The 25240-nt window shown below is 66.2% G+C and carries 25 protein-coding genes and 1 tRNA gene; 16 read left to right on the top strand and 10 right to left on the bottom strand.

Translation table 11 applies throughout. The features are described 5' to 3' along the window. From O9Y01_RS11735 to O9Y01_RS11685, 11 genes are all read left to right on the top strand, one after another. Positions 1-417 (top strand): type IV pilus modification PilV family protein, encoded by a 417-nt coding sequence (locus O9Y01_RS11735; RefSeq protein WP_269631766.1) that lies wholly within the window; start codon positions 1-3, stop codon positions 415-417. Next, positions 414-1565, top strand: coding sequence for a PilW family protein (locus O9Y01_RS11730; RefSeq protein WP_269631765.1), 1152 nt, complete (start codon positions 414-416; stop codon positions 1563-1565). Before O9Y01_RS11735 ends, O9Y01_RS11730 begins: the two co-directional genes overlap by 4 nt. A gap of 52 nt (positions 1566-1617) precedes the next feature. After that, positions 1618-2283, top strand: coding sequence for a pilus assembly PilX family protein (locus O9Y01_RS11725; protein ID WP_269631764.1), 666 nt, complete (start codon positions 1618-1620; stop codon positions 2281-2283). Positions 2284-2334: 51 nt separating this feature from the next. Then, a complete protein-coding gene (locus O9Y01_RS11720) occupies positions 2335-6618 on the top strand; it encodes a PilC/PilY family type IV pilus protein (RefSeq protein ID WP_269631763.1) in 4284 nt (1427 codons plus the stop codon). Then, a complete protein-coding gene (locus tag O9Y01_RS11715) occupies positions 6605-7276 on the top strand; it encodes an energy transducer TonB (RefSeq protein ID WP_269631762.1) in 672 nt (223 codons plus the stop codon). Before O9Y01_RS11720 ends, O9Y01_RS11715 begins: the two co-directional genes overlap by 14 nt. 105 nt (positions 7277-7381) lie before the next feature. After that, complete coding sequence (locus tag O9Y01_RS11710) at positions 7382-8221, top strand: ABC transporter ATP-binding protein (protein ID WP_269631761.1); 840 nt, start codon at positions 7382-7384, stop codon at positions 8219-8221. Next, the gene (mlaE, locus tag O9Y01_RS11705) at positions 8218-8997 is read left to right on the top strand and encodes a lipid asymmetry maintenance ABC transporter permease subunit MlaE (RefSeq protein ID WP_269631760.1); all 780 of its coding nucleotides are present in this window, start codon (positions 8218-8220) and stop codon (positions 8995-8997) included. The genes O9Y01_RS11710 and mlaE overlap by 4 nt, the downstream gene beginning before the upstream one ends. Before the next feature lie 12 nt (positions 8998-9009). Further along, positions 9010-9486 carry an outer membrane lipid asymmetry maintenance protein MlaD gene (gene mlaD, locus O9Y01_RS11700; RefSeq protein ID WP_183103636.1) on the top strand — a complete coding sequence of 159 codons (477 nt, stop codon included), beginning with the start codon at positions 9010-9012 and terminating at the stop codon, positions 9484-9486. After that, positions 9483-10217: an MlaA family lipoprotein gene (locus tag O9Y01_RS11695; RefSeq protein ID WP_269631759.1), complete on the top strand. Its 735-nt coding sequence runs from the start codon at positions 9483-9485 to the stop codon at positions 10215-10217. The genes mlaD and O9Y01_RS11695 overlap by 4 nt, the downstream gene beginning before the upstream one ends. Positions 10218-10301: 84 nt before the next feature. Then, positions 10302-10943 carry an MlaC/ttg2D family ABC transporter substrate-binding protein gene (locus O9Y01_RS11690; RefSeq protein WP_269631758.1) on the top strand — a complete coding sequence of 214 codons (642 nt, stop codon included), beginning with the start codon at positions 10302-10304 and terminating at the stop codon, positions 10941-10943. 17 nt (positions 10944-10960) lie between these two features. Further along, positions 10961-11266, top strand: coding sequence for an STAS domain-containing protein (locus tag O9Y01_RS11685; RefSeq protein ID WP_269631757.1), 306 nt, complete (start codon positions 10961-10963; stop codon positions 11264-11266). A gap of 75 nt (positions 11267-11341) precedes the next feature. Here the strand turns inward: O9Y01_RS11685 and O9Y01_RS11680 are convergent, their stop codons facing one another. Next, positions 11342-12202, bottom strand: coding sequence for a MurR/RpiR family transcriptional regulator (locus tag O9Y01_RS11680; protein WP_269632127.1), 861 nt, complete (start codon positions 12200-12202; stop codon positions 11342-11344). Positions 12203-12210: 8 nt separating this feature from the next. After that, positions 12211-13656: a glucose-6-phosphate dehydrogenase gene (zwf, locus tag O9Y01_RS11675; RefSeq protein WP_269631756.1), complete on the bottom strand. Its 1446-nt coding sequence runs from the start codon at positions 13654-13656 to the stop codon at positions 12211-12213. A 235-nt stretch (positions 13657-13891) separates the two neighbouring features. Between zwf and tal the strand changes: the two genes are divergently transcribed. From tal to O9Y01_RS11660, 3 genes are read left to right on the top strand one after another with little or no spacing between them, the layout of a single operon-like run. Beyond that, positions 13892-14842, top strand: coding sequence for a transaldolase (gene tal, locus O9Y01_RS11670; protein WP_269631755.1), 951 nt, complete (start codon positions 13892-13894; stop codon positions 14840-14842). After that, positions 14842-16467, top strand: a complete 1626-nt coding sequence (pgi, locus tag O9Y01_RS11665) for a glucose-6-phosphate isomerase (RefSeq protein WP_269631754.1) — start codon at positions 14842-14844, stop codon at positions 16465-16467. Before tal ends, pgi begins: the two co-directional genes overlap by 1 nt. Beyond that, positions 16467-17090: an HAD family hydrolase gene (locus O9Y01_RS11660; RefSeq protein ID WP_269631753.1), complete on the top strand. Its 624-nt coding sequence runs from the start codon at positions 16467-16469 to the stop codon at positions 17088-17090. The genes pgi and O9Y01_RS11660 overlap by 1 nt, the downstream gene beginning before the upstream one ends. Positions 17091-17110: 20 nt before the next feature. On the opposite strand, the gene O9Y01_RS11655 is transcribed toward O9Y01_RS11660, so the two are convergent. From O9Y01_RS11655 to O9Y01_RS11620, 8 genes are all read right to left on the bottom strand, one after another. Next, a complete protein-coding gene (locus tag O9Y01_RS11655; RefSeq protein WP_269631752.1) occupies positions 17111-17317 on the bottom strand; it encodes a DNA gyrase inhibitor YacG in 207 nt (68 codons plus the stop codon). Positions 17318-17322: 5 nt separating this feature from the next. Continuing rightward, positions 17323-18078 carry a cell division protein ZapD gene (zapD, locus tag O9Y01_RS11650; RefSeq protein ID WP_269632126.1) on the bottom strand — a complete coding sequence of 252 codons (756 nt, stop codon included), beginning with the start codon at positions 18076-18078 and terminating at the stop codon, positions 17323-17325. A gap of 146 nt (positions 18079-18224) precedes the next feature. After that, the gene (gene coaE / locus O9Y01_RS11645; RefSeq protein WP_269631751.1) at positions 18225-18815 is read right to left on the bottom strand and encodes a dephospho-CoA kinase; all 591 of its coding nucleotides are present in this window, start codon (positions 18813-18815) and stop codon (positions 18225-18227) included. Positions 18816-18837: 22 nt separating this feature from the next. Then, on the bottom strand, positions 18838-19782 hold the full coding sequence (locus tag O9Y01_RS11640) for a prepilin peptidase (protein ID WP_269631750.1): 945 nt from the start codon (positions 19780-19782) through the stop codon (positions 18838-18840). 3 nt (positions 19783-19785) lie between these two features. Next, positions 19786-21015, bottom strand: a complete 1230-nt coding sequence (locus O9Y01_RS11635; protein WP_269631749.1) for a type II secretion system F family protein — start codon at positions 21013-21015, stop codon at positions 19786-19788. Positions 21016-21097: 82 nt separating this feature from the next. Next, on the bottom strand, positions 21098-22822 hold the full coding sequence (gene pilB, locus O9Y01_RS11630) for a type IV-A pilus assembly ATPase PilB (protein WP_269631748.1): 1725 nt from the start codon (positions 22820-22822) through the stop codon (positions 21098-21100). A gap of 322 nt (positions 22823-23144) precedes the next feature. Then, positions 23145-23221, bottom strand: a tRNA-Pro gene (locus tag O9Y01_RS11625). A gap of 36 nt (positions 23222-23257) precedes the next feature. Beyond that, positions 23258-24187: a polyprenyl synthetase family protein gene (locus O9Y01_RS11620; RefSeq protein ID WP_269632125.1), complete on the bottom strand. Its 930-nt coding sequence runs from the start codon at positions 24185-24187 to the stop codon at positions 23258-23260. Between the two features lie 322 nt (positions 24188-24509). On the opposite strand from O9Y01_RS11620, the gene rplU reads away from it, so the two are divergent. Together rplU and rpmA are read left to right on the top strand one after the other, a co-directional pair. Then, positions 24510-24821 (top strand): 50S ribosomal protein L21, encoded by a 312-nt coding sequence (gene rplU / locus O9Y01_RS11615; RefSeq protein WP_183103740.1) that lies wholly within the window; start codon positions 24510-24512, stop codon positions 24819-24821. Between the two features lie 34 nt (positions 24822-24855). Next, positions 24856-25113 (top strand): 50S ribosomal protein L27, encoded by a 258-nt coding sequence (rpmA, locus tag O9Y01_RS11610; protein ID WP_269631747.1) that lies wholly within the window; start codon positions 24856-24858, stop codon positions 25111-25113. Positions 25114-25240 lie beyond the last annotated feature (127 nt).

Here is a 25240-nt window from a genome sequence, read left to right as displayed (position 1 = left end):
ATGACGTTTCAACAGGGCCGCCGCCGCCCGCGCCAGCGGGGCATTGCGCTGATCGAGGCCATGATCGGCGTGCTGATCTTCGCCTTCGGCGTGCTGGGGCTGATCGGTCTGCAGGCCGCCATGACCCGCGCCCAGACCAATGCCAAGTTCCGAGCCGACGCCGCCAACCTGGCGTCTGACCTGGTGGCCTTGATCCAGACGGACAGCCTCGCCAACATGAAGCAGTATTCCAAGGCGTCCTGTGGCTCGTATCCCCGCTGCAAGGAGTGGCGCACCAAGGTCAAGTCAGTCCTGCCGGCCGCCGAGGACCCGGACGTGGCTGTGGATGCCGGCGCCAGCAAGGTGGACATCACCATCAGCTGGCAGCAGGGCTCCGACAAGAATCAATACCAAACCGTCCTGGTGTGGCAGCCATGAGCAAGAAGAGACTTCAAACGATGTCGAGCAAGCGCGGCAGCGCCGGCTTCACGCTCGTGGAGCTGATGGTGGGCGTGGGTGTGGGCCTGCTGTCCACGGTGGTCATCGCCACCATCCTGGCCCGCTCTGAGCAGCAGAAGCGCAACACGATGTCGGGTTCCGATGCGCAGGTGGCCGGTGCCCTGGCCCTCTTCGAGCTCGAGAAGGAAGTGAAGGAGGCGGGTTATGGCCTGACCTCGGATACCGCCGGGACGGGCTGCACCCTGACCGCCAAGTACGCCGGGGCCGTGATCGCCGACATCCCGCCTGACCTGGCACCTGTCGTGATCACCAAGACGGCCGACATGCCGGACACGCTGCGCATCACCAAGAGCGTGCCCACTCACTTCTCCATCCCGGCCCAGGTGACCGCCCCGCTGTTCAATCCGACGGGGGGCGGCTCCGTGGCCAACACGGTGACGCTGAAGTCCAATATCGGCATCGAGGCCGGGGACCTGCTGGCCGTGGTCAGCGCACCTGCCGATCCCACGACGGGAGTGGGTTCCTGCATCGTGTTCCAGGCGACGGACATCAAGGCCGACCATGTGGGCGTGGGCCGGACCGTCGATGCCGCCTGGAACAGCATCGCAACGCTGCCGGCGATGTCGCTGTCCCAGTACGTCGTCAACCTGGGAGCGCTGGAGAGTTCCACCTACTCCGTGGCGCCGGTCGCCGCCGGCAGCCCCGTCTACGCTCTGCAGCGTGCTCAGTTCACCTTGAAGGACCGGGCCGTGGTCAACCGCGTGGTGCAGAACGGCGTGGTCGACCTCAAGGCCTTCTATGGCGTGGACTCGGATGCCGATGGCGTCGTGGACCAGTACGTGTCGGACACCCCGACCACTGTCGCAGGCTGGCAGCAGGTGCGCGCGGTGCGCATGGCCCTGCTGACGCGCTCCGAGCAGTTCGAAAAGGACAAGGTCACGACATCCGAGCCCCTGTGGGATGTCGGCAAGCTGGCCTCGGTGCCGGGCACGGTGGATTGCGGGACCAGCAAGTGCATCAAGCTGAATCCCAAGGTTGCGGCCGACTGGGAGCACTACCGCTACAAGGTCTTCGAAGTGGTGATTCCCATCCGGAACCAGCTGTGGCGTTCCGATCTGGGGACCTGACGCAGGGGCCCGTGCCCACTCGCCGAGCGAATCTATGAAACTGGACATGAACATGCCTCATCCACTCAAAGCCCGCGGGGCTCGTCGCCAGCAGCGCGGCGTGTCGATGATCTTTGCCCTGATCTCGCTGGTCGTGCTGACCCTGGGCGGCGTGGCCCTGGTGCGTTCGGTGGACACCGGCACGCTGACGCTTGGCAATCTGGGCTTCCGCAAGGACGCGGTGACGGCCGCCTCAGTGGGCACGGAAGAGGCCATCAGCTGGATGTACGGCGCGGGCCCGGCCAAGCTGGAGAAGGACGCGCCTGAACTCGGCTACTACGCGGTGGCGCTGGACAACCTGGCACCCACCTTGACGGAGCAGGACGCGGCCAAGGCCCTGTCCCTGGTGGACTGGGCGGACAACGGCTGCGGGGGCATGGAGGAATCGGCCACGGCCGTTTGCGTCAAGCCCACCAAGGCCGTCAAGACGGTTGGTGCGACGAAGGTGCAAGTCAAGTGGTTGATCACGCGTCTGTGCGCGGAGCCCGGCCCTGGCGGCAGTGGTCGCCCCTGTGCTCTGCCGATCAAGTTCTCCAAGGCCGTCAGCATGGACAAGGGGATGCTGAGCTACATGGGCGACATCCCGCCCAAGACAACAACCACCTTCTACCGGGTGATCACCCGCGCTGAAGGCTCGCGACAGACGGTCGCCATCACCGAGACGCTGGTCCATTTCTGACCGCCTGGCGGTCCGGATCCCTGAACGGTTAACCCTGGTGTGGAGCATTCCATGAACCAACGCTTCCCTCATTCGCTGACCCGGCTGGCCATGGGGCTCTCCGCCCTGACGGCCACGGCAGCCTTCGCCTCGACGGACATTTCCACGGTGCCGCTGTGGGCCTCGATTGCCGTCAACGTCAAGCCCAACATCCTGTTCGTGCTGGATGACTCGGGCAGTATGGCGGACGACTTCCTGCCCGATGACGCCAACTTCCAGAAGGTGTCCAGCAACTCCGCCTGGGCACAGCCGGGGCGGCTGTCGTCCCAGTGCAATGGTCTGGCCTTCAATCCCGAGCTGGCCTACCCGGCACCGGTGAAGGCGGATGGGAGCGCCTATCCGGATACCCCGACCTCTTCCGAGATCACGGCCCTGCTGTCCTCCAGCAATGCGCTGAACTACTCGGGCCGCGCGCAGTCGGTCACGCAGCTGACGCCGGCCTCGGACGCCTATGTCACAGTGGCGCTGGGAACCTCGGTCCTGGCCGGCGCCTACGTGCTGGGCATGCCGGTCACGGTCTTTGACAACTCCAGCCGTGGAAACTGGGTGGTCGGAACCGTGTCCGCCTGGGACTCCGTGGCGCAGAAGGTGACCCTGAAGGTGGTCCAGTCGCGCAACCTGCCTGGCTCGGGCTACTTCTCGTCGCCCTACATTTCCTACGGTACGCCCGGCAACCAGCTCTACTACACCTACGACAAATCCAAGGGTGGCGAGAGCGCGCTCAACTACCTGTATCCCACGGGCAGCGTCAGCAAGACCTCGACGTTCTACACCCAGTGCGCGATGGCGGTCACCGATCCGAAAGCCATCCCTGCAGGCCTGTTCAACGTGAACATCGTCACGCCCAGCATGAGTGCCGACTTCCTGGCGAAGTACTGGCGCTGGGCCACCTACTACTCGTATCGCATGGCGATGATGCGCTCGGCGGCCAGCCTGGCCTTCCAGCCCATGGACGAGCGTTTCCGCATTGGTTTCACCACCATCCTGGAAAAGAACGTCACCGAAGGATCGCGCATGCTGCATGTGCGCGACTTCGACAAGACGCAGAAAGAGGATTTCTACACCAAGCTCTTCGGCGTGCCGCCCTCGGGCTACACGCCGCTTCGTGGCGCTGTCCAGAAGGCCGGACGCTACTTCGCGAACAAGTACCCGGGTCAGGACTATGACCCGATGCAGTATTCCTGCCAGAAGAACTTCCTGGTGCTTTCGACGGACGGCTACTGGAACAACAATGCCGAGTACGTGGATTGGGATACCACGAAGGCCATGGACTACGGTCCCTACGACATCAATGGCGAGCTGAAGATCGGCAACCAGGACGGCCTGCCCACGCCGCGCCCGATGTTCGATGGCAGCAGCAGCACGGTGGTGAGCGTGGACACCTGGACGGTGACCCACTACTTCAGCCGGGTCCTGGTCTCCAACATCAGCTACAAGGAAACGACCACCAAGGTCAATACCGAGTCGCAGACCCTCTATTCGCTGGCCTCCGACAAGTCCTGCACGGGAGGCACCAAGCGCGTCTGGGGCCAGCCGCAGACGCGCACGGCCACCTACACGCAGGTCATGTCCGAAACGCTGCGGACGGACAACCTCAACATGAGCCAGCCGTGGAGCTACACGAAGACCACCACCACGCTCAAGGACGGTGAAACGGTGACCTCCGCCGTGGATGAACCCGCGCCTACCAAGGGCGCCGAGTCAGTCGTCGCCACGGTCAGCACCAGCTACAACTCCAGCACGGGTGCCTGGACCGGACCGACCTACGGCTCCTGGAAGAACGGCACCGCAGTGAAGGGCGGCTGCGCCACCAGCCCGCCAGCCGATCTGCCGCCGACGGTGGTCAGCACCTCGACTACCCTGGCCAAGTCGGGCAGCCGCACGGCCGGCACCACGGTGTCCAAGACCGACACCGATACGTCGGAAGTCAAGAGCGCAGTGACCAACAAGACCACCACGACCAATGTGACCGGCACCCTGGATTCGCTGGCCGACGTGGCGATGTACTACTACAAGACCGATCTGCGCACCTCGGACCTGGGCAACTGCACCGGCTCCAAGGGCATCGATGTCTGCGAGAACAATGTCAAGGTGACCGAAGGCAGCAAGGACGACGCCAAGCACCAGCACATGACCACCTACACGCTCAGCCTGGGCAACAGTGGCATGCTGGGCTACGAGCCGGACTACGAGACCAGCACCGCGGGCGACTTCTACAAAGTCAAGACCGGCGTGCGGAACTGGCCCAACCCCTTCGCCTCCGGTGCCGCGAAGATGGACGATCTGTGGCACGCCGCCGTCAACGGCCGGGGCCGCTACTTCAATGCCAAGGATCCCTCCGGCCTGGCCCTGAGCCTGGCCACGGCACTGAATTCCATCGCCTCGGTGACGGGTACTGCCGCTGCCGCTGCCACGAGTACCCTGCAGCCGGTGGCAGGTGACAACGGCGCCTATGTGTCGCAGTTCACGTCGCCGGCATGGACGGGTGACCTCCGCAAGTACACCTTCGACAAGAACGGCAAGGTCGAGGCCACTCGCTATGACGAGAAGTCGGGATCTTTCGTCGACAACGCCAAGTGGAGTGCGGCCGATATGCTGACCTCGGCCGCGGATCGCAAAATCAAGTTCTTCCGCAAGGGCGGGGCCAAGACCACCACGGGCAGCCTGGTCAACTTCGACGCGGCCTCGATGACCGCCGATGAGCTGGCCCTGTTCGCCAAGGCCTGCGACAAGTCGTCGACGGACCGTCCTTCGCAGTGCGCCTCCGCGAGCCCGGCTGAAATCACGGCGCTGAACGACCCGGCCACGATGGTGTCCTACCTGCGGGGCGTGGAGCAGACGGGCTACCGGCCGCGCAGCCGGATCCTGGGTGACCTGGTGAACTCCTCGCCGGTGTTCATCGGCCAGTCCAAGTACCAGTACACCGAGAACGGCTACCAGTCCTGGGTGAAGTCCTCGACCATCGCCGGCCGCACGCGCATCCTGGTGGTGGGCGGCAATGATGGCATGCTGCATGCCTTCCGCGAGACGGATGGTGTCGAGCTGTGGGCCTATGTGCCGTCCAGCGTCATGTCCAAGATGTACATCCTGTCGGACAAGTCCTACGAGTCCAAGCACACCTACTTCGTGGACGGCTCGCCCATCGTGTCCGACATCTATGTGGACGGCGCCTGGAAGACCATCCTGATCGGAGGCCTGGGTGCAGGTGGCCGCAGCTACTACGCACTGGATGTGACGGACACCGAGAACCCCAAGCCTCTGTGGGAAATCAGCCCCGACACCATGCCCGCGGGCGAGGGCGATCGCCTGGGCCTGGCCTTCTCCAACCCGGTGGTCACCAAGCGTGCTGACGGCACGTGGATCGTGGCGCTGGCCAGCGGCTACAACAACCCCTCCGGCGGCGCCTACCTCTTCATCCTGGATGCCAAGACGGGCGAGCTGCTGCAGACCATTCCCACGGAAGTGGAAGGGGTCAATGTGGGTGAGGGCCTGGCCAAGGTGAATGCATGGATTGACAGCCCGGAGGAAAACCTGGCGCTGCGCTTCTATGGTGGCGACATGCGCGGCAACCTGTGGCGCTTCGACATCGACGGTCTGCTTGAACCCAAGAAGAAGGCCCTGCGCCTGGCCGTCCTGAAGAACGGGGACGGGCAGCTGCAGCCCATCACGACCCTGCCCAAGCTGGCTGAGTTCGATGCCAATGGCGGCCGCCGTCGCGTGATCTATGTGGGCACCGGGCGCTACCTGGGCAAGACGGACATCCCGACCGAGGCCACACCGGCCCAGCAGCAAAGCATCTACGCCATTGCCGACGATCTGTCCGACAAGGGCCTGGATGATGTCCGCGGTGACAAGCTGCTGGTCGAGCAGAAGATCGACACCAGCACGACGCCCTATACCGTGGGCAGCACCGAGACCGTGGTCGACTGGTCCAAGAACAAGGGCTGGTTCGTGGATCTCAAGAACAAGTCGGAGCGGGTCAATATCGACATGCTGATGGTGGCCAACACCCTGGTCGCAGCCGGCAACATCCCGGGAGCCGCCTCGACCTACTGCGAGGCGCCGGAGGCCAACCAGGCCAGCTTGTACATGTTCAACATCATCACCGGTGGCGGTACGGTGCAGGGCCTGACCGAAATGCAGGCAGGTATCAGCGCCGTCATGGACGAGTTCGGCAAGTACAAGACCGTCAAGACCGGCGTCAAGTCGGGCGTGAACCAGCCGCCCGATGAAATCACCCCGCTGACGGTGAGCTCGGGCGCCCCGCGCCGCAGTACCTGGCGTGAGCTTCATTGAGCGAGGTCGGGTCGGAGGGCGGCCGCCCCAAGCAGCGTGGGCGGCCGCAGCAGTCCTGCATCTGAGCGTGCTGCTGGGCCTTGGCCAGCGCTCGCTCACCCTGGGGGAAGGCGGTTCTGCGCATCAGCGTGAGCCGGCTTCCCTTTCTTTTCGTGTGCTGCAGCCGGCTTCTGCCGGCACGGGGCCCGCGACTGCGCCAGCAAGCCTCGGCATGCCGGTGACGGCGTCTTCCACGCAGGCAGCCCCTCCGGTGGCCACGGTGGGGGCGTCCGCGGCGGTGGCGAGCGAGTCCGCTGAAATTCCTGTGGTGAAACTGGCTGGCTTCAATCTGCAGGACTACCTGCCCCGCAGCGCGGTGGACCAGGGGCCGCGCGTTCAGGGGCAGGTGAACCTCCCCTGGCCCGAGGGCTTCTCCGGCCGCCAGATGCACAAGGGGCGATTCCGGGTCTACATCGATGAGCATGGCCGGGTCCGGCGCGTGGCGGTCGAGGCGCTGGAGATGGCCCCGCCGTTTGTCGAGCTCACCCAGCAGGCCTTTCTGCAGGCGCATTTCGAGCCGGGCAAGCTGGCCGGCATGCCCGTCAGGACCTGGATCCTGATCGAAGTCGTCTACGAGGACTCCGGCGTCGTCTTCACCCAGGTGCTGTCCGAACAGTGAAGTGCGGCAGAGTGGGCAGAAATGCCCGGCCGCCGTGAGCATTTCCGTGTTTCCCCTATGATGTGGCCTCTTTTGTCTGGGCAGGTGCCCAGCCGCCACTGGCCCATGCCTGCCCAAAGACTACAGACCACTGATCAAGAGACGCCCCTGATCGAGCTGCGCGATGTGAGCTGCGGCTATGCCGGGCGCGCCATCCTGCAGGGCGTGAACCTGCAACTCAAGCGCGGCGCCGTGCTGGCCCTGATTGGCACGTCGGGTGGCGGCAAGACCACGCTGCTGCGGGCCCTGAGCCGCCAGATCACGCCCATGGCCGGACAGGCCTTCTTCGACGGGCAGGACATGGCCAGCCTGGACCAGACCGGCCTGTTCGCCGTGCGTCGACGCATGGGCATGCTCTTCCAGTTCGGCGCCCTGTTCACCGACCTCAGCGTGTTCGAGAACGTTGCCTTCCCCCTGCGCGAGCACACCCGCCTGCCTGAATCCATGATCCGTGACCTGGTGCTGATGAAGCTCAATGCGGTCGGCCTGCGCGGTGCCCGCGACCTGATGCCCAGCGAGATCTCCGGTGGCATGGCCCGCCGCGTGGCCCTGGCACGGGCCATCGCCCTGGACCCCGACCTGGTGCTGTATGACGAGCCCTTCGCGGGCCTGGATCCCATTTCGCTGGGGGTCACGGCACGCCTGATTCGCGACCTCAACGACGCCCTGGGCCTGACCAGCGTGATCGTGTCGCACGACCTCCACGAGACGTTTGCCATCGCCGACCATGTGGCCATGGTGGCCAATGGCCGCGTGGTGGCCCAGGGCTCGCCGGAGGAGCTCCGTCACAGCCAGGATCCGCTCGTGCAGCAATTCGTCGGCGCCCAGCCGGACGGCCCGGTGCGCTTCCATCAGCCGGCCGTGCCCGTGCTGCAGGACTTCGGCCTCAGCGGGAGGTCGGCATGAATCGCCTTTCCCTGCACATCGGTTTCACGCTGCGCAGCAAGCTGGCCCAGGTCGGGCAGGCGGCCCGGCTGTTCGTGCAGCTGCTGGCCCGCAGCCCGCGCGCCCTGATGCGCTTCTCGCTGATCCGGGAACAGGTCTACTACCTGGGCAACCGATCCTTGTCCATCATCGGCGTCTCGGGCCTCTTCGTGGGCTTTGTGCTGGCTCTGCAGGGCTACTACACCTTGCAGCGCTACGGCTCTGCCGAGGCGGTGGGCCTGCTGGTGGCGCTCAGCCTGGTGCGCGAGCTGGGCCCGGTGGTGAGCGCCCTGCTGTTCGCCGGACGGGCGGGCACCTCGCTGACGGCGGAGATCGGCCTGATGAAGGCCGGCGAGCAGCTGACGGCCATGGAGATGATGGCGGTCGATCCCGTGACGCGCGTGCTCGCGCCGCGCTTCTGGGCGGGCTTCATCGCCATGCCCCTGCTGGCCGCGGTGTTCTCCGCCGTGGGCGTCATCGGGGGCTGGCTGGTGGGCGTGGTGCTGATCGGCATCGACGCCGGTGCCTTCTGGTCCCAGATGCAGGGCGGTGTCGACGTCTTTGCCGATGTGGGCAATGGCGTCATCAAGAGTCTGGTCTTCGGCCTGACGGTCAGCTTTGTGGCCCTGCTGCAAGGCTATGGCTGCAAGCCGACGCCGGAAGGGGTGTCTTACGCCACGACCCGCACGGTCGTGGTTTCATCGCTGGCTGTGCTTGCACTGGATTTCGTGCTGACGGCCATGATGTTCTCGATTTGATGGGAGAAGAGGATGCAAGCCTCTCGACATGATGTGTGGGTGGGTTCCTTCGTGCTGCTGGGCGCGGCGGCCCTGCTGTTCCTCGCGCTGAAGGCCGGCAATCTGCTGAGCCTCAACTTCGACGACACCTACACGGTGGTGGCCAAGTTCGACAACATCGGCGGCCTGAAGGCCCGTGCCGCAGTGAAGAGCGCTGGCGTGGTCGTGGGCCGCGTGGAGTCCATCAGCTTCGATGACAAGAGTTTCCAGGCTCGCGTGGTCCTCAAGCTCAACCAGGGGGTGGCCTTTCCCAAGGACAGCTCGGCCAAGATCCTGACGGCCGGCCTGCTGGGCGAGCAGTACATCGGCCTGGAGCCAGGCGCCGATGAGAAGAACCTGGTCGCCGGCGATGTGATCAAGCAGACGCAGTCCGCCGTGGTGCTTGAAAACCTGATCGGGCAGTTCCTCTACAACAAGGCCGCGGACAGCGGCAGCGGGGAGAAAAAGTGAGTTGGACCCAACGCGGCGCCGTGCTGGCGCTGAGCCTGAGCCTGGCCGCCTGCGCCTCGCTCAAGGGACCGGGCGCCCCGGGCCAGAAGCTGGACCCCTGGGAGAACTGGAACCGCAAGGTCTTCGCTTTCAACGAGGACCTGGACTCCCACGTGCTCAAGCCCGCGGCCACCGCTTACAGCGAGGTCGTGCCCAGCCCGGCCCGCACGGCGATCGACAACTTCTTCAGCAATGTGGGCGACGCCTGGTCGGCCATCAACCTGACGCTGCAGGGGCGCTTCAAGCTGGCCGCGCAGCAGGCCTTCCGCTTCGCGGTGAACTCGACGCTGGGCATCGGCGGCCTGATCGATCTGGCCGGCGAGGCCGGCGTGGAGCGCAACAGCCAGGACCTGGGGCAGACCTTTGGCCGCTGGGGCTTCGGCACCGGCGCCTACATCGTCTGGCCTCTGTTCGGCCCGTCCTCGGTGCGAGACTCTCTGGCCCTGCCCTGGGACCGCACGGCCAGCCCGGCCCTGTATTTCCAGGACGGCCGCAGCAAGGTCTCGATCTACCTGCTGCAGACGGTCAATGCCCGGTCCAACTTCCTGCGGGCCGGCGAGATGCTCGATGGCATCGCCCTGGACAAGTACACCTTCATCCGCGACGCCTACCTGCAGCGCCGGGGCAGCTTCGAGACGGACGACGAGTTCGAGGTGATCACCCCGCCGCCCGCTGGCGAGGGCAAGCCCTGACCCTCCTGTGAACCGCCGGGCCTCCTGCCGCGTTGAGAGGTCCATGGTGACGGCCGCCGTCACCCGCTACTGAAAGGAAACCGAATGATTCTGTCGACCAAGCGAACCGCCCTGAAGGCCCTGTTGGCCGCCGCCTCCCTGGCACTGCTGCCGATGGCCAGCCATGCCGTGGACGCCAGCACGCCTGACGGCCTGATCCGCCAGCTGTCCATCGAGACCATCGAGGCCGTGAAGTCGGACAAGGCCATCCAGGGTGGCGACGTCAGCAAGATCGTGACCCTGGTGGACACCAAGGTCATGCCGCATGTGAACTTCCAGCGCATGACCTCGTCTGCCGTGGGCCGCTTCTGGCGCCAGGCCAGCCCCGAGCAGCAGAAGCGCCTGCAGGAGGAATTCAAGACCCTGCTGATGCGCACCTATGCCGGCGCCCTGGCCCAGGTCAAGGACCAGACCATCGCCCTGAAGCCGCTGCGCGCCAGTGCCGAGGACACCGAGGTCGTGGTCAAGACCGAGGTCCGCGGCAAGGGTGATCCCATCCAGCTGGACTACCGCCTGGAGAAGGCCGGCGCCATCTGGAAGATCTATGACGTCAATGTGCTGGGCATCTGGCTGGCGGACCAGTACCGCAACAGCTTTGCCCAGGAAATCGGTGCCAATGGCATCGACGGCCTGATCAAGGCCCTGGCCGACAAGAACCAGAAGGCGGCCTCCGGCGCCAAGAGCTGAGCGGGGTGAATGCTGCCATGCTCAAGCTGCCCGCCAGCATCCGGCTGCCCGAGCTGCCCCTGATCTGGGCCGAGCTCGACGCAGCCCTGCGCGCCGAGGCTGCGCAGGTGAACGCCGCGGCGGGCACCATGCTCAGGCTCAATGCGGTCGATCTCAGCGAGTTCGATTCCGGCGTCCTGACGCTGCTGCTGAGCGCGGTGCGCCTGAGCGAGCAGCTGGGTCTGCAGCTGCAGATCCACGAAGTGCCGGCCAAGCTCCAGGAGCTGGCCCGGGTCTACGGCGTGGACGCCGCACTCTGGCCCGAGCTCGCTCCCCAGCTCTGAGCCTGGCTCGCATCATGGAAACGGCGCCCTCGGGCGCCGTTCGTCTTGGTGCGCAGGTGGGTGCGCCCGTCGGGCTCAGGCCGCGTAGCGCTTGCTGCGCAGATTGCGCTTGATCTCCTGCAGCACCGGCCGCAGTTGCTGGCCCAGGCGCAGGGCCACGCCGGTGGTGAGGATGTCCACGGCGGTGAGGTGCAGCAGGCGCGAGACCATGGGGCTGTAGCGGTCGTAGTCCTCCGGATGGTCCACCGCCAGCAGTACCTGCCCCGGGGCCTGGCCCAGCTGGGCGAGCGGCGAGCCGCTGGCGGTGATGATGATGGTGGTCGCGCCCTTCTTGCGGGCGATCTCCGCGGCGTCCAGCAGGTCGCGGCTGCGGCCGGAGTTGGAGATGATCACGGCGCAGTCGCCCGGGGCCAGCATGGTGGCGCTCATCAGCTGCACATGGCCGTCGCTGCAGGCGATGGTGTGCACGCCCAGGCGGAAGAACTTGTGCTGTGCGTCCTGGGCCACGATGCCGGAGTTGCCCACGCCGTAGAACTCGATGCGCCGGCCCTGGCGGGCGGACTCGGTCAGGGCGGTGATGGCGCGCTCGAAGGCATGGCTGGCGGCGTCGTTGCGGTAGTGCAGCAGGGCGGCCACGGCGTTGTCGACCACCTTGACGATGAGATCGCCCGGCTTGTCGTCCTCGTCCACTGCGCGGTGCACGAAGGGCACGCCCTCGTTGACGCTGCCTGCCAGCTTGAGCTTGAAGTCGGCCAGGCCGTCATAGCCCACGCTGCGGCAGAAGCGCACCACCGTGGGCTTGCTGACATGCGAGCGGTCCGCGAGCTCGCTCACGGGCAGGTTGGCAAAGGACCGGGGGTCAGCGATCAGCAGCTTGGCCACCCGCTGCTCGGCCGGGGGCAGGGCGGGCAAGGCCGCCTTGACGCGTTCCAGGATGCTCATGCTCACTGCTCCTCGGCCCAGCTGAAGCCGTCACGGGCCACCAGGGCGCTGGCGGCGGGGGGACCCCAGCTGCCGGCGGTGTAGGTGCGGGGGCCGTTGCTGTCTGCGGCCCAGGCATCCAGGATGGGCTCGACCCAGCGCCAGGCCTGCTCTTGCTCGTCGCTGCGCACGAAGAGGTTGAGCTTGCCGGCGATGGCGTCCAGCAGCAGGCGCTCGTACGCACCCACGCGGGCGCTGCCGAAGGCCTTGTCGAAGTCCAGATCCAGCGAGACTGGCGCCAGCGACTCCCCGTGCGAATTGCCCTTGGCGGCCAGCAGTTGCAGCTCCAGGCCGTCCTCGGGTTGCAGCTTGATCACCAGGCGATTGGGCTGGTTGGCACCCGGGAAGATGGGGTGGGGCACCGGGCGGAAGTTGACGACGATCTGCGCGTCACGCGCCGCGAGGCGCTTGCCGGTGCGCAGGTAGAAGGGCACGCCGGCCCAGCGCCAGTTCTGCACCTCGGTGCGCAGGGCCACGAAGGTCTCGCAGGGGCTGTCCGCGGGGATCTTGGACTCGTCCAGATAGCCCACCACGGACTTGCCGTCCACGCTGCCGGCACGGTACTGGCCGCGCACCACATCGCGGACCACGGATTCCGGCGTGAAGGGCTTGAGCGAGCGCAGCACCTTGAGCTTCTCGTCGCGGATGGCGTCGGCGTCGTTCGTGGAGGGCGGCTCCATGGCGATCATGGTCAGCAGCTGCAGCGCATGGTTCTGGATCATGTCGCGCAGCGCGCCGGTGCCGTCATAGAAGGGGCCGCGCGTGCCTACGCCCAGTGATTCGGCCAGGGTGATCTGGATGTTGGCGATGGCCTGGCGGTTCCACAGCGGCTCGAAGAGCGCGTTGCCGAAGCGCAGGGCCATGAGGTTCTGCACCGAGGGCTTGCCCAGGTAGTGGTCGATGCGGAAGGCCTGCGATTCGGTGAAGACCGAACGCACCACGCGGTTGATGTGCTGGGCGCTGGCCAGGTCATGGCCCAGGGGCTTCTCCAGCACCACGCGCACCTGCGGGCCGTTCAGCCCCGCGGCGCCCAGCTGCTCGCAGATCTGGGTGAAGAGGTGGGGGCTGGTGGCCAGGTAGAAGACCACGGTGTCTGCGTGGCGCTCGCCCAGCCAGTCCTTGAGCCTCGCGTAGTGCTCGGGCTGGGAGAGGTCCATGCGGCGGTAATGCACCAGGGCCGCGAAGCGCTCGAACTCCTCGTCGCTGGGTCGCTTGGCGCCTTCGACTTCCTGGAAGCGCTCCTTGAGCCAGTCGCGGTAGCGCTCGTCGGGCATCTCGTCGCGGGCCACGGCCAGGATGCGGCCGCCCTCGGGCAGCTTGCCGTGGCGGAAGGCCTGGAACAGGGCCGGCATCAGCTTGCGCCAGGTGAGATCGCCAGTGCCACCGAAGAAGACGAGATCGAATGCCATGCCAGGGTTCCGGTTGAGGCTCGAGCAGATGGTGCTGCTTGAACTCTTGATGTAACAAAGTTTCCGGATTTATGATGCACGAGTTTCGTAACCCGGTCAATCCGGACCGCCGCCCGCAGGCCTTGCCCTCTGGGAAAGCCTGGATCCTTGCGCCGCGAGCTTGTAACCCTGTTGGGGCCGCGGCGGGCCGGGGAGCGGTTCTAATAGCGGCCTGCACGAACTTCGGGGTTTCCCTATGCATCAGCTCGAACAACTCAAGGCCTTCACCACCGTCGTCGCCGATACCGGCAACTTCCTGCAACTGGCGCAGTTCACGCCGCGGGACGCCACGACCAATCCCTCGCTGATCCTGAAGGCCGTGCAGTCGCCCGACTACGCACCGCTGCTGAACGAGACCGTGGCCGCCCACAAGGGCAAGCCGCTGGACGAGATCGTGGACCAGGTGCTGGTGCGCTTCGGCCTGGAGATCCTGAAGGTCGTGCCGGGGCGCGTGTCGACCGAGGTCGACGCCCGCCTGAGCTTCGACACCGCCGCCACCATCGCCCGCGCCAAGCGCCTGATCGGCCTGTACGAGGCCGCCGGCATCGGCCGCGAGCGCGTGCTGATCAAGATCGCGTCCACCTGGGAAGGCATCCAGGCGGCGCGCGCGCTGGAGCTCGAAGGCATCCGCTGCAACCTGACGCTGCTGTTCTCCTTCTGCCAGGCCGTGGCCTGCGGTGAAGCCGGCGTGCAGCTGATCTCGCCCTTCGTCGGCCGTATCTATGACTGGTACAAGAAGGCCGCCGGCAGCGCCTGGGACGAGGCCGCGCAGGCCGGCGCCAACGACCCCGGCGTCAAGTCGGTCAGCCAGATCTACACCTACTACAAGAAGCACGGCATCCGCACCGAGGTGATGGGTGCCAGCTTCCGCAACATCGGCCAGATCCAGGCCCTGGCGGGCTGCGACCTGCTGACCATCAGCCCGGACCTGCTGGCCCAGCTGCAGGCCAGCGAAGCGCCGCTGAGCCGCGCGCTGGACGCCGCCGCGGCCGCCCGTGCCGATGTGCCCAAGGTCTCGTACAACGAGGCGGCCTTCCGCTTCGCCCTCAACCAGGATGCCATGGCCACCGAGAAGTTGGCCGAGGGCATCCGCCTGTTTGCCGTCGATGCCGGCAAGCTGGACCAGATCATCGAAAGCCAACTCTGATGCAGCACCCGCGTTGCGACCAAAGCCCGGCCTGGGCCCTCTTGCAAGCACAGTACCAATCCAGCGGCGCCGCCTTCGACCTGCGCCAGGCCTTTGCCGAGGAGGGATCGCGCTTCGAGCGCTGGTCCTTCGAGGCTCCGGAGCTGTTCGTGGACCTGTCCAAGAACCGCATCGATGCGCCCACGCTGGCACTGCTGCTGCAACTGGCCCGGGACTGCGGGCTTGAATCGCAGCGCGAGGCGCTCTTCAAGGGCGAGCCCATCAACCACACCGAGGGACGCGCCGTGCTGCACACGGCCCTGCGCGCGCCGGCGGGCGGTGCGCCCTACAGCGACGAGGTCCAGGGCTCGCTGACGCGCATGCTGGCCTTCGCCGAGAGCGTGCGTGCCGATGCCGGCATCACCGACATCGTGCACATCGGCATCGGCGGCTCGGACCTCGGGCCGGCCATGGTGGTGCAGGCGCTGCAGCCCTACACGGACGCGCATCGCCGCCTGCATTTCGTCTCCAATGTCGACGGGCATGACCTGGCCCCCGTGCTGCAGGGCCTGGACGCGCGCAGAACGCTGTTCGTGATCGCCTCCAAGACCTTCACGACGCAGGAGACCCTGGCCAATGCCGAGGCCGCCAAGGCCTGGTTCCTGGCGCAGGGCGGCACGGACATCGCCCGCCATTTCGTGGCCACCAGCAGCAACACCGCGGCGGCGCAGGCCTTTGGCATTCACACCAGCTTCGGGTTCTGGGACTGGGTGGGCGGGCGCTACTCGCTGTGGTCGGTGATCGGCCTGCCCATCGCCATTGCCATCGGCGCCGCGGCCTTCCGTGAGCTGCTCGCCGGTGCTCATGCCATGGATCGCCATTTCGCCGAGACGCCGCAGGAGCGCAATGTGCCGGTGCTGCTGGGGCTGCTGGACCTCTGGTACCGCAACTTCCACGGCTTCACGAGCCGCAGCGTGGCGCCCTACCACCAGGGCCTGCGCCGCCTCCCGGCCTACCTCCAGCAGCTGGAGATGGAGAGCAATGGCAAGGGCGTGGACCGCGAGGGTCAGGTCTTGCCCTATGGCACCAGCCCGGTCGTGTGGGGCGAGGCCGGCACCAATGGCCAGCACGCCTATTTCCAGATGCTGCACCAGGGCACGGACGTGATCCCGGTGGAGTTCATCGCCGTGAAGACCCCGCAGCATGGCGCCCATGTGCAGGGCGAGCTGGCCGAGCGCCTGCGGGACCAGCACCAGAAGCTGCTGGCCAACTGCCTGGCGCAGTCGCAGGCGCTGATGCAGGGCAAGACGGTGGAGCAGGCGCTGCATGAGAAGGCGCCCACGGCTTCCGCCGCCCTGGGCAGGCTGACCGTGGCTCGCCATCGCAGCTTCCCCGGCAATCGACCCAGCACCACCATCGTGCTGGAGCAGCTCACGCCGCGCAGCCTGGGGGCTCTGATCGCGCTCTACGAGCACCGCGTGTTCGTCAGCGGCGCGCTGTGGGGCATCAACAGTTTCGACCAGTGGGGCGTGGAGCTCGGCAAGGCCTTGTGCAGCAGCCTGCTGCCCCGCCTGGCCAGCGGCGATACGCAGGGCCTGGACGGCTCCACGGCCGGCCTGCTGACGAAGCTGAGAAGCGGAGGCTGATGCCCATGCGCGTGGTCTTCGATTTCGGCGGTGTGCTGTTCCGCTGGCACCCGCCCAGCTTCCTGGCCCGTGTGTGGCCGCAACGCTGTCCTGACGAGGCCGCGGGGGCCGACGCGGCCCGCGAGTTCTTCACCCAGTACAGCGGCGACTGGGGCGCCTTCGACCAGGGGCTCATCGGCCCCGAGGCCGTGATCGAGCGCATCGCGACGCGCACCGGCTGGCCGCAGGCCGAGGTGCGTGCCGTCGTGGATGCCGTACCGGACGAGCTGCAGGCCGTGCCGGGTACCGTGCGCCTCATCGAGGCTGCGCAGGCGGCCGGGCATCGCACGCATTACCTCTCCAACATGCCAGGCATCTACGCCGATCACCTGGAGCGGCACTATCCGCTGGACCGCTGGTTCGAGGGCGGGATCTTCTCCAGCCGCGTCAGGCAGTCCAAGCCGGGTGCCGAGATCTTTGCGTTGATGGAAGCGCAGCTGGGCGTGCCGCCTCAGGACATCGTCTTCCTCGATGACCACCCGGCCAATGTCGAGGCTGCGGCCGCACGCGGTTGGCAGGCCCTGCTGTTCACCACGCCGGAGTCGGCGGAGCAGGCCTTGCGCGAGCGCGGCCTGCTGGGCTGAGCCGGGCCCCCGGCGCCGCCTCAGTGCGGCAGGGGGTCGTTGTCGTCGGTGGGCGGCGCGGCGGCCATGCGGAAGGACTCGCTGGCCCAGGCGCCGAGGTCCATTTCGCGGCAGCGTTCGCCGCAGAAGGGCCGGTAGCGGTTGCTCGGCGCGAAGACGGCATCGCCACCGCAGTGGGGGCAGGGCACCAGGCGTTCGCCCTGGGCATTCTTCTTGGATGTGCTCATGGGACTCAGGCGCAAAGCGTCAGTTCAAAGCTGGCGTCCTGGTTGGACAGCTTGAGCCGGCCCTCTTCGTCCTGGCGCATCAGGCGGATGGCCACCATGAGGCGGTGGCCGCTGATTTCGGGGATCAGCCCCAGGCTGGGGTCGATGCGCATGCGCAGCAGCTGGTAGCTGCGGCCCTGGGGCAGGCTCTGCTGGTACTGGCCGGCCTGGGCCGCAACCTTGTGCGGCGCGCCGGAGTCGCGCAGCAGGCCCAGCAGCACCTGCAGGGCCTCGGCCAGGGGCATCAGGGACTGGGTCCACTGCATCAGGTCATTGCGGCGGCGCACCGGCAGGAACTGCTGCCAGGTGTAGTAGGCCGGCAGGTCGAACTCGCAGGTACCGCCGGGAATGCTGATGCGGCTGCGGATGCTCATCAGCCATTCGTTGCTGGTGAGCGCATGGCCAGCCTTGCCGGACAGGGCGTTGAGCTTGTTGAAGGCCGCATCGATGCGCTGGATGACGTTGTCCAGGGCCGCCTCGGAGATGGCCGGATTGCCGCGGTAGCTGTTGAACTGCGCCTTGTGGCGCTCCAGTTCCTTGAGCAGGTCGGACTTGAGATCGGCCCGCGAGGCCACGTCCATGATCTCGAAGAGGGTGACCAGGGCGAAGTGGTGGTCCAGGGGCGTCTCGCGGGCGATCAGCTGGCCCAGCCGATCGAACAGGTGCTCCAGCCGCAGCATTGTTCGAATGCTTTCGTTGAACGGGTACTCGTACAAGACCAAGGCGGACATCCCAGGGCAATTGGCGTTGTGGGCGCGCAGGCCGGCTCAGTGGCCGACAGGCGGATGGCGGATTGTTTCACAGGCGGCCGTCCTCCCTGAAGCCCGCTGCACCGAAAAGGCGGGCATGGGGACGGGGCGGTGGCGCATCAGGCCTGCCAGTGTGCGGCAAGCTGCCGGACTTCCAGGGCCAGCGCGGCCAGGTCCAGGCCTTCGTTGCAGATCACCGCATCGGCTGCCGCGCGGCGCTGCTCGCGCGTGGCCTGCTGCGCGAGCACGGCCAGCACGGCCTCGCGCGTCCAGCCATTGCGGGCCATCACGCGCAGCACCTGCGTCTCGGGTGTGCAGTCCACCACCAGCACCCGGTCCACGCGCTGGCGCCACCGGCCGGACTCCACCAGCAGGGGCACATCGAAGACGATCCAAGGGCTGCCCGCCGCCGCGAGCTCCTGACGGCGGGTCTCTTCGCCGATCATGGGGTGCAGGACGCCCTCGAGCCGCTTGCGGGCCTCCGGCTCGCGGAAGGCCAGCTCGCGCATGAAGCTGCGGTCCAGGGCGCCGTCGTCGGCCTGAGCCTGGGGTCCGAAGGCTGCCACGAGTGCGGGCATCGCCGCCCCGCCGGGCGCCGTCAGGCGGCGCGAGATGGCGTCGGTGTCGATCAGGGCCGCCCCGAGCTCGGCCAGGCAGCGCGCCACCGTGCTCTTGCCGCTGCCGATGCCGCCCGTCAGTCCGATGCGCATGCGCTGTTCCCGCGGCGTTCGTTCAATACCCGCCGAGCCACCAGGTCATCAGCCGTGCCGGGCCGATCAGCAGCACAGCCAGCCCGCCACCGGCGAGGAAGGGCCCGAAGGGCACATAGCGGCCTTCGCGCAGGCTGCTGTTGAGCTTCATGGCGATGCCCACGATGGCGCCGATCACCGAGGCGCTCAGCACGATGGGCAGCACCATCTGCCAGCCCAGCCAGGCACCCAGCGCGGCCAGCAGCTTGAAGTCGCCGTAGCCCATGCCTTCCTTGCCGGTCAGGAGCTTGAACAGCCAGTACACAGACCAGAGGCTCAGATAGCCCGTCAGTGCCCCGATCAGGGCCTGGTCCAGGGGCAGGGTCCAGCCCAGCAGGGCGGCCCACAGGCCGGCCCATAGCAGGGGCTGGTTGATGCTGTCGGGCAGCAGGGTGGTGTCCCAGTCGATGGCTGCCAGGGCGATCAGCGCTGCCGCGAAGCCGCACCACAGCAGGGCCTGGGCCTGCGGGCCGAAGCGCCAGGCGATGAGGGCGAACAGGGTGCCGGTCAGGGCCTCGAGGAGGGGGTAGCGGAAGGAGATTGGCGTCTTGCAGGACGCGCAGCGGCCCCCCAGGCGCAGCCAGCCCAGCAGGGGCAGGTTCTCATGCCAGGCCAGCTGGTGGCCGCACTTGGGACAGCGCGAGCGGGGGCGGGACAGGCTGAACGGCGCTTGCTTCTCCACGGCCTCGCCCAGCTGGCGGATCTGCTCGGCCAGCGGGCCGGACTCGGCCGCCGGCAGGCCGGCGCTTCGTTCCAGCACCTGGGCGTCACCGAGGTGGGCCGAGGCGTCCAGGGTCCAGTCACGTTCCATGATGCGCGGCAGGCGCAGCACCACCACGTTCAGAAAGCTGCCAATGCACAGGCCCAGCAGACCCAGGGCCCAGGGACTGAGCAGGTACTGCCAGTCCGGCGAGATCACGAGAGGCATGCGTCAGACCACCTGACCCAGCTTGAAGATGGGCAGGTACATGGCGACCACGATGCCGCCGATCATGCTGCCCAGCAGGACGATGATGAATGGCTCCATCAGGCTGGACAGCGCCTTCACGGCTTCATCCACTTCCTCTTCGTAGAACTCAGCGGCCTTGGCCAGCATGTGATCCAGGGAGCCGGACTCCTCGCCGATGCTGGCCATCTGCAGCACCATCACGGGGAACAGGCCGGTGGACTGCATGGACGCGGTGAGCGCCGAACCCGTGGAGACATCGCGCTGGATCTTCTCGGTGGCCTCGGTGAACACGGCATTGCCGGAGGCGCCGCCGACGGAATCCAGGGCTTCCACCAGAGGAACGCCCGCGGCAAACATGGTGGCCAGGGTGCGCGTCCAGCGGGCGAGGGCCGACTTGAAGAGCAGGTCGCCGAACACCGGGATCTTCAGCAGCAGGCGGTCCATGGTCTTCTGCATCTTCTCGGAGCGCTTCCAGCTCTGGAAGAAGAAGTAGAGCCCGCCACCGATGGAGCCGAAGATCAGCCACCAGTAGGACACGAAGAACTCGGACAGCGCGATGACGAACAGCGTCGGTGCCGGCAGGTCGGCGCCGAAGGACGTGAACACGTTCTTGAAGGACGGCACCACGAAGATCATGATCACGGCCAGCACCACGAAGGCCACGACCATCACGGCGATCGGGTAGGTCAGCGCCGACTTGATCTTCTGCTTGATGGCCACGGTCTTTTCCTGGTACATCGCCAGGCGGTCCAGCAGCTGCTCAAGGATACCGCCGGCTTCGCCGGCCTCCACCAGGTTGCAGTACAGGGCGTCGAAGTAGATCGGGTGCTTGCGGAAGGCCGAGGACAGGCTGGTACCGGTCTCGACATCCTGGCGGATGTCATTGAGCAGCTTGGTCAGGCGTGGATTGGTGGCGCCGCGGCCGACGATGTCGAAGGCCTGCAGCAGCGGCACGCCCGCCCGCATCATGGTGGCCAGCTGGCGGGTGAAGACGGCGATGTCCTTCTGCTTGATGGACTTGCCGCCGCTGGCCCGGCGCTTCTTGACCTTGCTGACCAGGATGCCCTGGCGGCGCAGCGAGGCGCTCACCATGGCCTCGCCGCCGGCGCGCATCTCGCCGCGCACGACCTTGCCATTGCGGTCCTTGCCTTCCCACTCGAAGACCTGCTCGTTCACCCCCTTAGTGGTGGTGGGGCTCGCGCTTGTCGCCATATTCACTCCCGGGCGTCAGAGGCCCTGTTGTCGTTGCCGCCGCTGCGGGCAGCGGTACTGCTGTCTGTGTTGGGCTGGGTGGCTATTCGTTGGTGGCCGCCAGGACTTCTTCCAGCGTGGTCACTCCGGCCCGGACCTTGACCAGCCCGGACTGGCGCAGGTCCCGCACGCCTTCCTTGCGGGCCTGGTCGGCGATGTCCATGGCCGTGCCCTGGCTGAGGATGATGCGCTGGATGGCCTCTGTGATGGGCATGACCTGGTACAGGCCCACCCGCCCCTTGTAGCCGTTGTTGCAGGCCGAACAGCCCACGGCGCGATAAGGGCGCCAGGAACCGTCCAGCTCATCTTCCTTGAAGCCAGCGCGCAGCAGGGCTTCACGGGGATAGTCCGCCTGCGCCTTGCAGTTTTCGCACAAACGGCGGGCCAGGCGCTGTGCCGTGATCAGCAGCACGGAGGATGCAATGTTGAAGGGCGCCACGCCCATGTTCATCAGGCGCGTCAGCGTCGTCGGGCCGTCATTGGTGTGCAGGGTGGACATCACCATGTGGCCGGTCTGGGCGGCCTTGATGGCGATATCGGCGGTCTCCAGGTCCCGGATCTCACCCACCATGATCACGTCGGGATCCTGGCGCAGGAAGGACTTCAGGGCCGCGGAGAAGGTGAGGCCAGCCTTGTCGTTGACGTTGACCTGGTTGATGCCGGGCAGGTTGATTTCGGCGGGGTCCTCGACCGTGGAGATGTTGACCCCGGGCTGGTTCAGGATGTTCAGGCAGGTGTACAGCGACACCGTCTTGCCCGAACCCGTGGGGCCGGTGACGAGGATCATGCCGTAGGGCCTGTTGATGCAGGCCATCAGGCGGTCCTTCTCGGCCTTTTCATAACCGAGGGCATCGATGCCCAGCTTGGCGGAAGACGAATCCAGGATACGGATCACGATCTTCTCGCCGAAGAGCGTGGGCAGCGTCGAGACCCGGAAGTCGATGGACTTGGAGCCGAACTTCAGCTTCATCCGGCCGTCCTGCGGCACGCGGCGTTCGGCGATGTCCATGCGCGAGATCACCTTGATGCGCGAGGCCAGCTTGTCCTTGATGGCCACCGGCGGCTGCGTGATCTCGCGCAACTCGCCGTCAACGCGGAAACGGACGCGGTAGTTGTACTCGTAGGGCTCGAAGTGAAGATCGGAGGCGCGCATATTGATCGCGTCCACCAGCATCTTCTGCAGGAAGCGCACGACGGGCGCGTCCTCGACATCGGCGATCTCGGGCGTCTCTTCCTGCGGGGAGGCGTCTTCCTCGGCGATGTCGAAGTCGAAATCGCCGCCAGCGATGGACTCCAGGGCCTCGACCGTATTGGTGGTCGCACCCTGCAGCATCTTCTGCAGCTTGTCATGCTCGACGATCACCCATTCCGGCGAGAGTTGCGTGGCGAACTTGATGCGCTCGACGACTTCCGGTTCGGTCGGGTCGGCGCCGCCGATGAAGAGCCGGTTGCCGCGCCGGCCCAGGGCGATCACCTGGTACTGGCTGGCCAGCTTGTTGTCGATGATGTTGTGCGGGAGCCGCTGCGCATCGAGGGCGCTGAGGTCCACCAGGGGCACGGCCAGCGCGCTGGACAGCGTGTGCGCCAGCTCGCTGGGCGAGATCAGGTTGGCACCAATGAGCGCGTTGACGAAGCTGATCTTCTTCTCGCGCGACTGGCGTACGAGGTCCTCGGCCTGCTTGGCGGGCAGCTTGCCGGCGTGCACGAGCACGCGCGCAACCCCGGACAGCATGGATGATGGATCGACCAGCGGTGATTCGGCTTGCATGACGAGCGGTGAGCTTCCCAACGAATATCAGCGTAGGCCTTTTTGAGCGATTGCGTGCATGGGCACGCAGGCGCAAAGACTGCAACTGGCACTGTAAACCGAGCCCGGACCCTCTGCGGCACTGGAAAGCCCGGGAATTCCTCGCAATCACACCACATTGGCCGGAGATTTGCGACCAGTTGTGTCTCGTGAGTCCAAACGAAAACGGCGCCCGAAGGCGCCGTTTGATGTCGTTGGTTGATTGTGCTGAGCTTGCTGCCCGGGGAGCCTTGCGGTCCGATCCGGGAAAAGCGGGGCTCAAGCCCCATCAAATCAAAAATTCTGGTCGGGGTGAGAGGATTCGAACCTCCGGCCTCTACGTCCCGAACGTAGCGCTCTACCAGGCTAAGCTACACCCCGATGTTCTGTCACGTCTGGCTGATTGAGTCTCGCTTTTCAGTTCGACCTGTTCACCGACAGAAACGCGAATTCTAGCAGAGCTTCCTGCCACTTGTTAAGGGGTAGCAGAGAAAGTTTTTCGCGGGCGTGTTCTGCCTCCTGCCGTGCGGCCTCGCGGGTGGCCTCCAGGGCGCCCGTGCTGCGCACGATCTCGATGATGTCCGGCAGGCGCTCGACCTCACCGTGCTGGATGGCGTGGCGGATCAGCTCCCGCTGTGCGGCGCTGCCGCGCTCCATGGCGACCAGCAGGGGCAGGGTCGGCTTGCCTTCTCGCAGGTCGTCGCCCACGTTCTTGCCGAGGGACTGGGTGTCGCCCTCGTAATCCAGGACGTCGTCGATCAGCTGGAAGGCCGTACCCAGGGCTCGCCCGTAGGCGGCGCAGGCGTCCTCGAGCTCAGGTGTGGCGTCCGCCAGCACGGCGCCGAGGCGGGCGCTGGCCTCGAAGAGCTTGGCAGTCTTGTAGCGGATGACGCGCAGGTAGTCCTCGACAGAGATGTCGGGGTCGTGCATGTTCATCAGCTGCAGGACTTCGCCCTCGGCAATGATGTTGGTGGCTTCGGCCAGCACGTCCAGCACGCGCATCCGGTTGGTCGAGACCATCATCTGGAAGGCGCGCGAATAGAGGAAGTCGCCTACCAGCACGCTGGCTGCGTTGCCGAAAAGTGCGTTGGCGGTCTGCTTGCCACGGCGCAGCGAGGATTCATCGACGACGTCGTCATGCAGCAGGGTGGCGGTATGGATGAACTCCACCACGGCGGCCAGCTCGAAGCGCTCGGGGCCCTGGAAGCCCAGGGCGTTTGCGAACAGCAGCACAAGCTTGGGCCGCATGCGCTTGCCGCCTGCATGGACGATGTAGCCGGCGATCTGGTTGACGAGGGCGACGTCGGAGGTCAGGCGACGGGCGATGACGGCATCCACCTCGCGCATGTCCGCGTCCAGCGCGGCAAGAACCTCTCGAAGGGGGGACGAGGCAGACAGGGCGTGCACTCTGGGCTCACTGTTGGGCGAAGCTGGGATTATAGGAAGCGCGGAGGGGGGTGTCGGGCTTGAGCCGCGGCGGCCCTGCTGCCGTCGGGAGCTTCCCACGGCAAGTTGGGCCCACTTGAGTAGGGGTAAGCGATCATGTTATAGTCGCCGGCTCTGCGCGCATTGCGTGCGGAGGATTAGGCCTGTGGGCCTGGTGCTGCGAGCTGCTCTTGACGAGCGCCTGGTGGCGCCGGCGGCAGGTGGTTTCATTGAAAGGGCTGATATGTACGCGGTCATAAAAACCGGCGGCAAGCAATACAAAGTTGCTGCTGGCGAAAAGATCAAGGTAGAACAGATTGCTGCGGAAGTTGGCCAAGAGATCGTGATCGATCAAGTTCTCGCCGTGGGTAACGGCGCCGAACTGAAGATCGGCACTCCCTTGGTTGCTGGCGCGAGCGTCAAGGCCACTGTCGTGGCCCAGGGCAAGCACGACAAGGTGCGCATCTTCAAGCTGCGTCGTCGCAAGCACTACAAGAAGAGCCAAGGCCATCGCCAGACTTACACCGAGCTGGAAATCAGCGCGGTTAACGGCTGATCCCTCGCTCTCGCAACAGTTCAAGGAGTAATCCATGGCACAGAAAAAGGGCGGCGGCTCAACCCGAAACGGCCGCGATTCCAAACCGAAGATGCTGGGCGTGAAGGTGTACGGCGGCCAGGCCATCTCGGCCGGCTCCATCATCGTGCGTCAGCGCGGTACCAAGTTCCACGCCGGCACCAATGTCGGCATGGGCAAGGACCACACCCTGTTCGCTCTGGTGGACGGCACCGTGTCCTTCACCACCAAGGGCGAAGCCAACCGCTCGACCGTGGTTGTGACGCCGGTCTGAGTCTTCTGACCTGACCGAACAGACGATGCGGTGGCAGCAGCCGGCCACATCGTCCGCACTGAGCGTTCAGACTGAGCCCCGGCATGTCCGGGGCTTTGTTTTTTCGGCTGCAAACCAGGTGAGGCCC

Source organism: Pelomonas sp. BJYL3 (genome assembly GCF_027257975.1).
Classification (GTDB): Bacteria; Pseudomonadota; Gammaproteobacteria; order Burkholderiales; family Burkholderiaceae_C; genus Roseateles_B; species Roseateles_B flavus.
This window is presented reverse-complemented; position numbering and strand designations above follow the sequence as displayed.

Bases quoted from the DNA above. Each gene is read 5' to 3' on its own strand.
- O9Y01_RS11735 (WP_269631766.1), top strand. From the start codon at position 1: ATGACGTTTCAACAGGGCCGCCGCCGCCCGCGCCAGCGGGGCATTGCG.
- O9Y01_RS11730 (WP_269631765.1), top strand. From the start codon at position 414: ATGAGCAAGAAGAGACTTCAAACGATGTCGAGCAAGCGCGGCAGCGCC.
- O9Y01_RS11725 (WP_269631764.1), top strand. From the start codon at position 1,618: ATGCCTCATCCACTCAAAGCCCGCGGGGCTCGTCGCCAGCAGCGCGGC.
- O9Y01_RS11720 (WP_269631763.1), top strand. From the start codon at position 2,335: ATGAACCAACGCTTCCCTCATTCGCTGACCCGGCTGGCCATGGGGCTC.
- O9Y01_RS11710 (WP_269631761.1), top strand. From the start codon at position 7,382: ATGCCTGCCCAAAGACTACAGACCACTGATCAAGAGACGCCCCTGATC.
- mlaE (WP_269631760.1), top strand. From the start codon at position 8,218: ATGAATCGCCTTTCCCTGCACATCGGTTTCACGCTGCGCAGCAAGCTG.
- mlaD (WP_183103636.1), top strand. From the start codon at position 9,010: ATGCAAGCCTCTCGACATGATGTGTGGGTGGGTTCCTTCGTGCTGCTG.
- O9Y01_RS11690 (WP_269631758.1), top strand. From the start codon at position 10,302: ATGATTCTGTCGACCAAGCGAACCGCCCTGAAGGCCCTGTTGGCCGCC.
- O9Y01_RS11685 (WP_269631757.1), top strand. From the start codon at position 10,961: ATGCTCAAGCTGCCCGCCAGCATCCGGCTGCCCGAGCTGCCCCTGATC.
- zwf (WP_269631756.1), bottom strand. From the start codon at position 13,656: ATGGCATTCGATCTCGTCTTCTTCGGTGGCACTGGCGATCTCACCTGG.
- tal (WP_269631755.1), top strand. From the start codon at position 13,892: ATGCATCAGCTCGAACAACTCAAGGCCTTCACCACCGTCGTCGCCGAT.
- pgi (WP_269631754.1), top strand. From the start codon at position 14,842: ATGCAGCACCCGCGTTGCGACCAAAGCCCGGCCTGGGCCCTCTTGCAA.
- O9Y01_RS11660 (WP_269631753.1), top strand. From the start codon at position 16,467: ATGCCCATGCGCGTGGTCTTCGATTTCGGCGGTGTGCTGTTCCGCTGG.
- O9Y01_RS11655 (WP_269631752.1), bottom strand. From the start codon at position 17,317: ATGAGCACATCCAAGAAGAATGCCCAGGGCGAACGCCTGGTGCCCTGC.
- coaE (WP_269631751.1), bottom strand. From the start codon at position 18,815: ATGCGCATCGGACTGACGGGCGGCATCGGCAGCGGCAAGAGCACGGTG.
- O9Y01_RS11640 (WP_269631750.1), bottom strand. From the start codon at position 19,782: ATGCCTCTCGTGATCTCGCCGGACTGGCAGTACCTGCTCAGTCCCTGG.
- O9Y01_RS11635 (WP_269631749.1), bottom strand. From the start codon at position 21,015: ATGGCGACAAGCGCGAGCCCCACCACCACTAAGGGGGTGAACGAGCAG.
- pilB (WP_269631748.1), bottom strand. From the start codon at position 22,822: ATGCAAGCCGAATCACCGCTGGTCGATCCATCATCCATGCTGTCCGGG.
- O9Y01_RS11620 (WP_269632125.1), bottom strand. From the start codon at position 24,187: ATGCGCGAGGTGGATGCCGTCATCGCCCGTCGCCTGACCTCCGACGTC.
- rplU (WP_183103740.1), top strand. From the start codon at position 24,510: ATGTACGCGGTCATAAAAACCGGCGGCAAGCAATACAAAGTTGCTGCT.
- rpmA (WP_269631747.1), top strand. From the start codon at position 24,856: ATGGCACAGAAAAAGGGCGGCGGCTCAACCCGAAACGGCCGCGATTCC.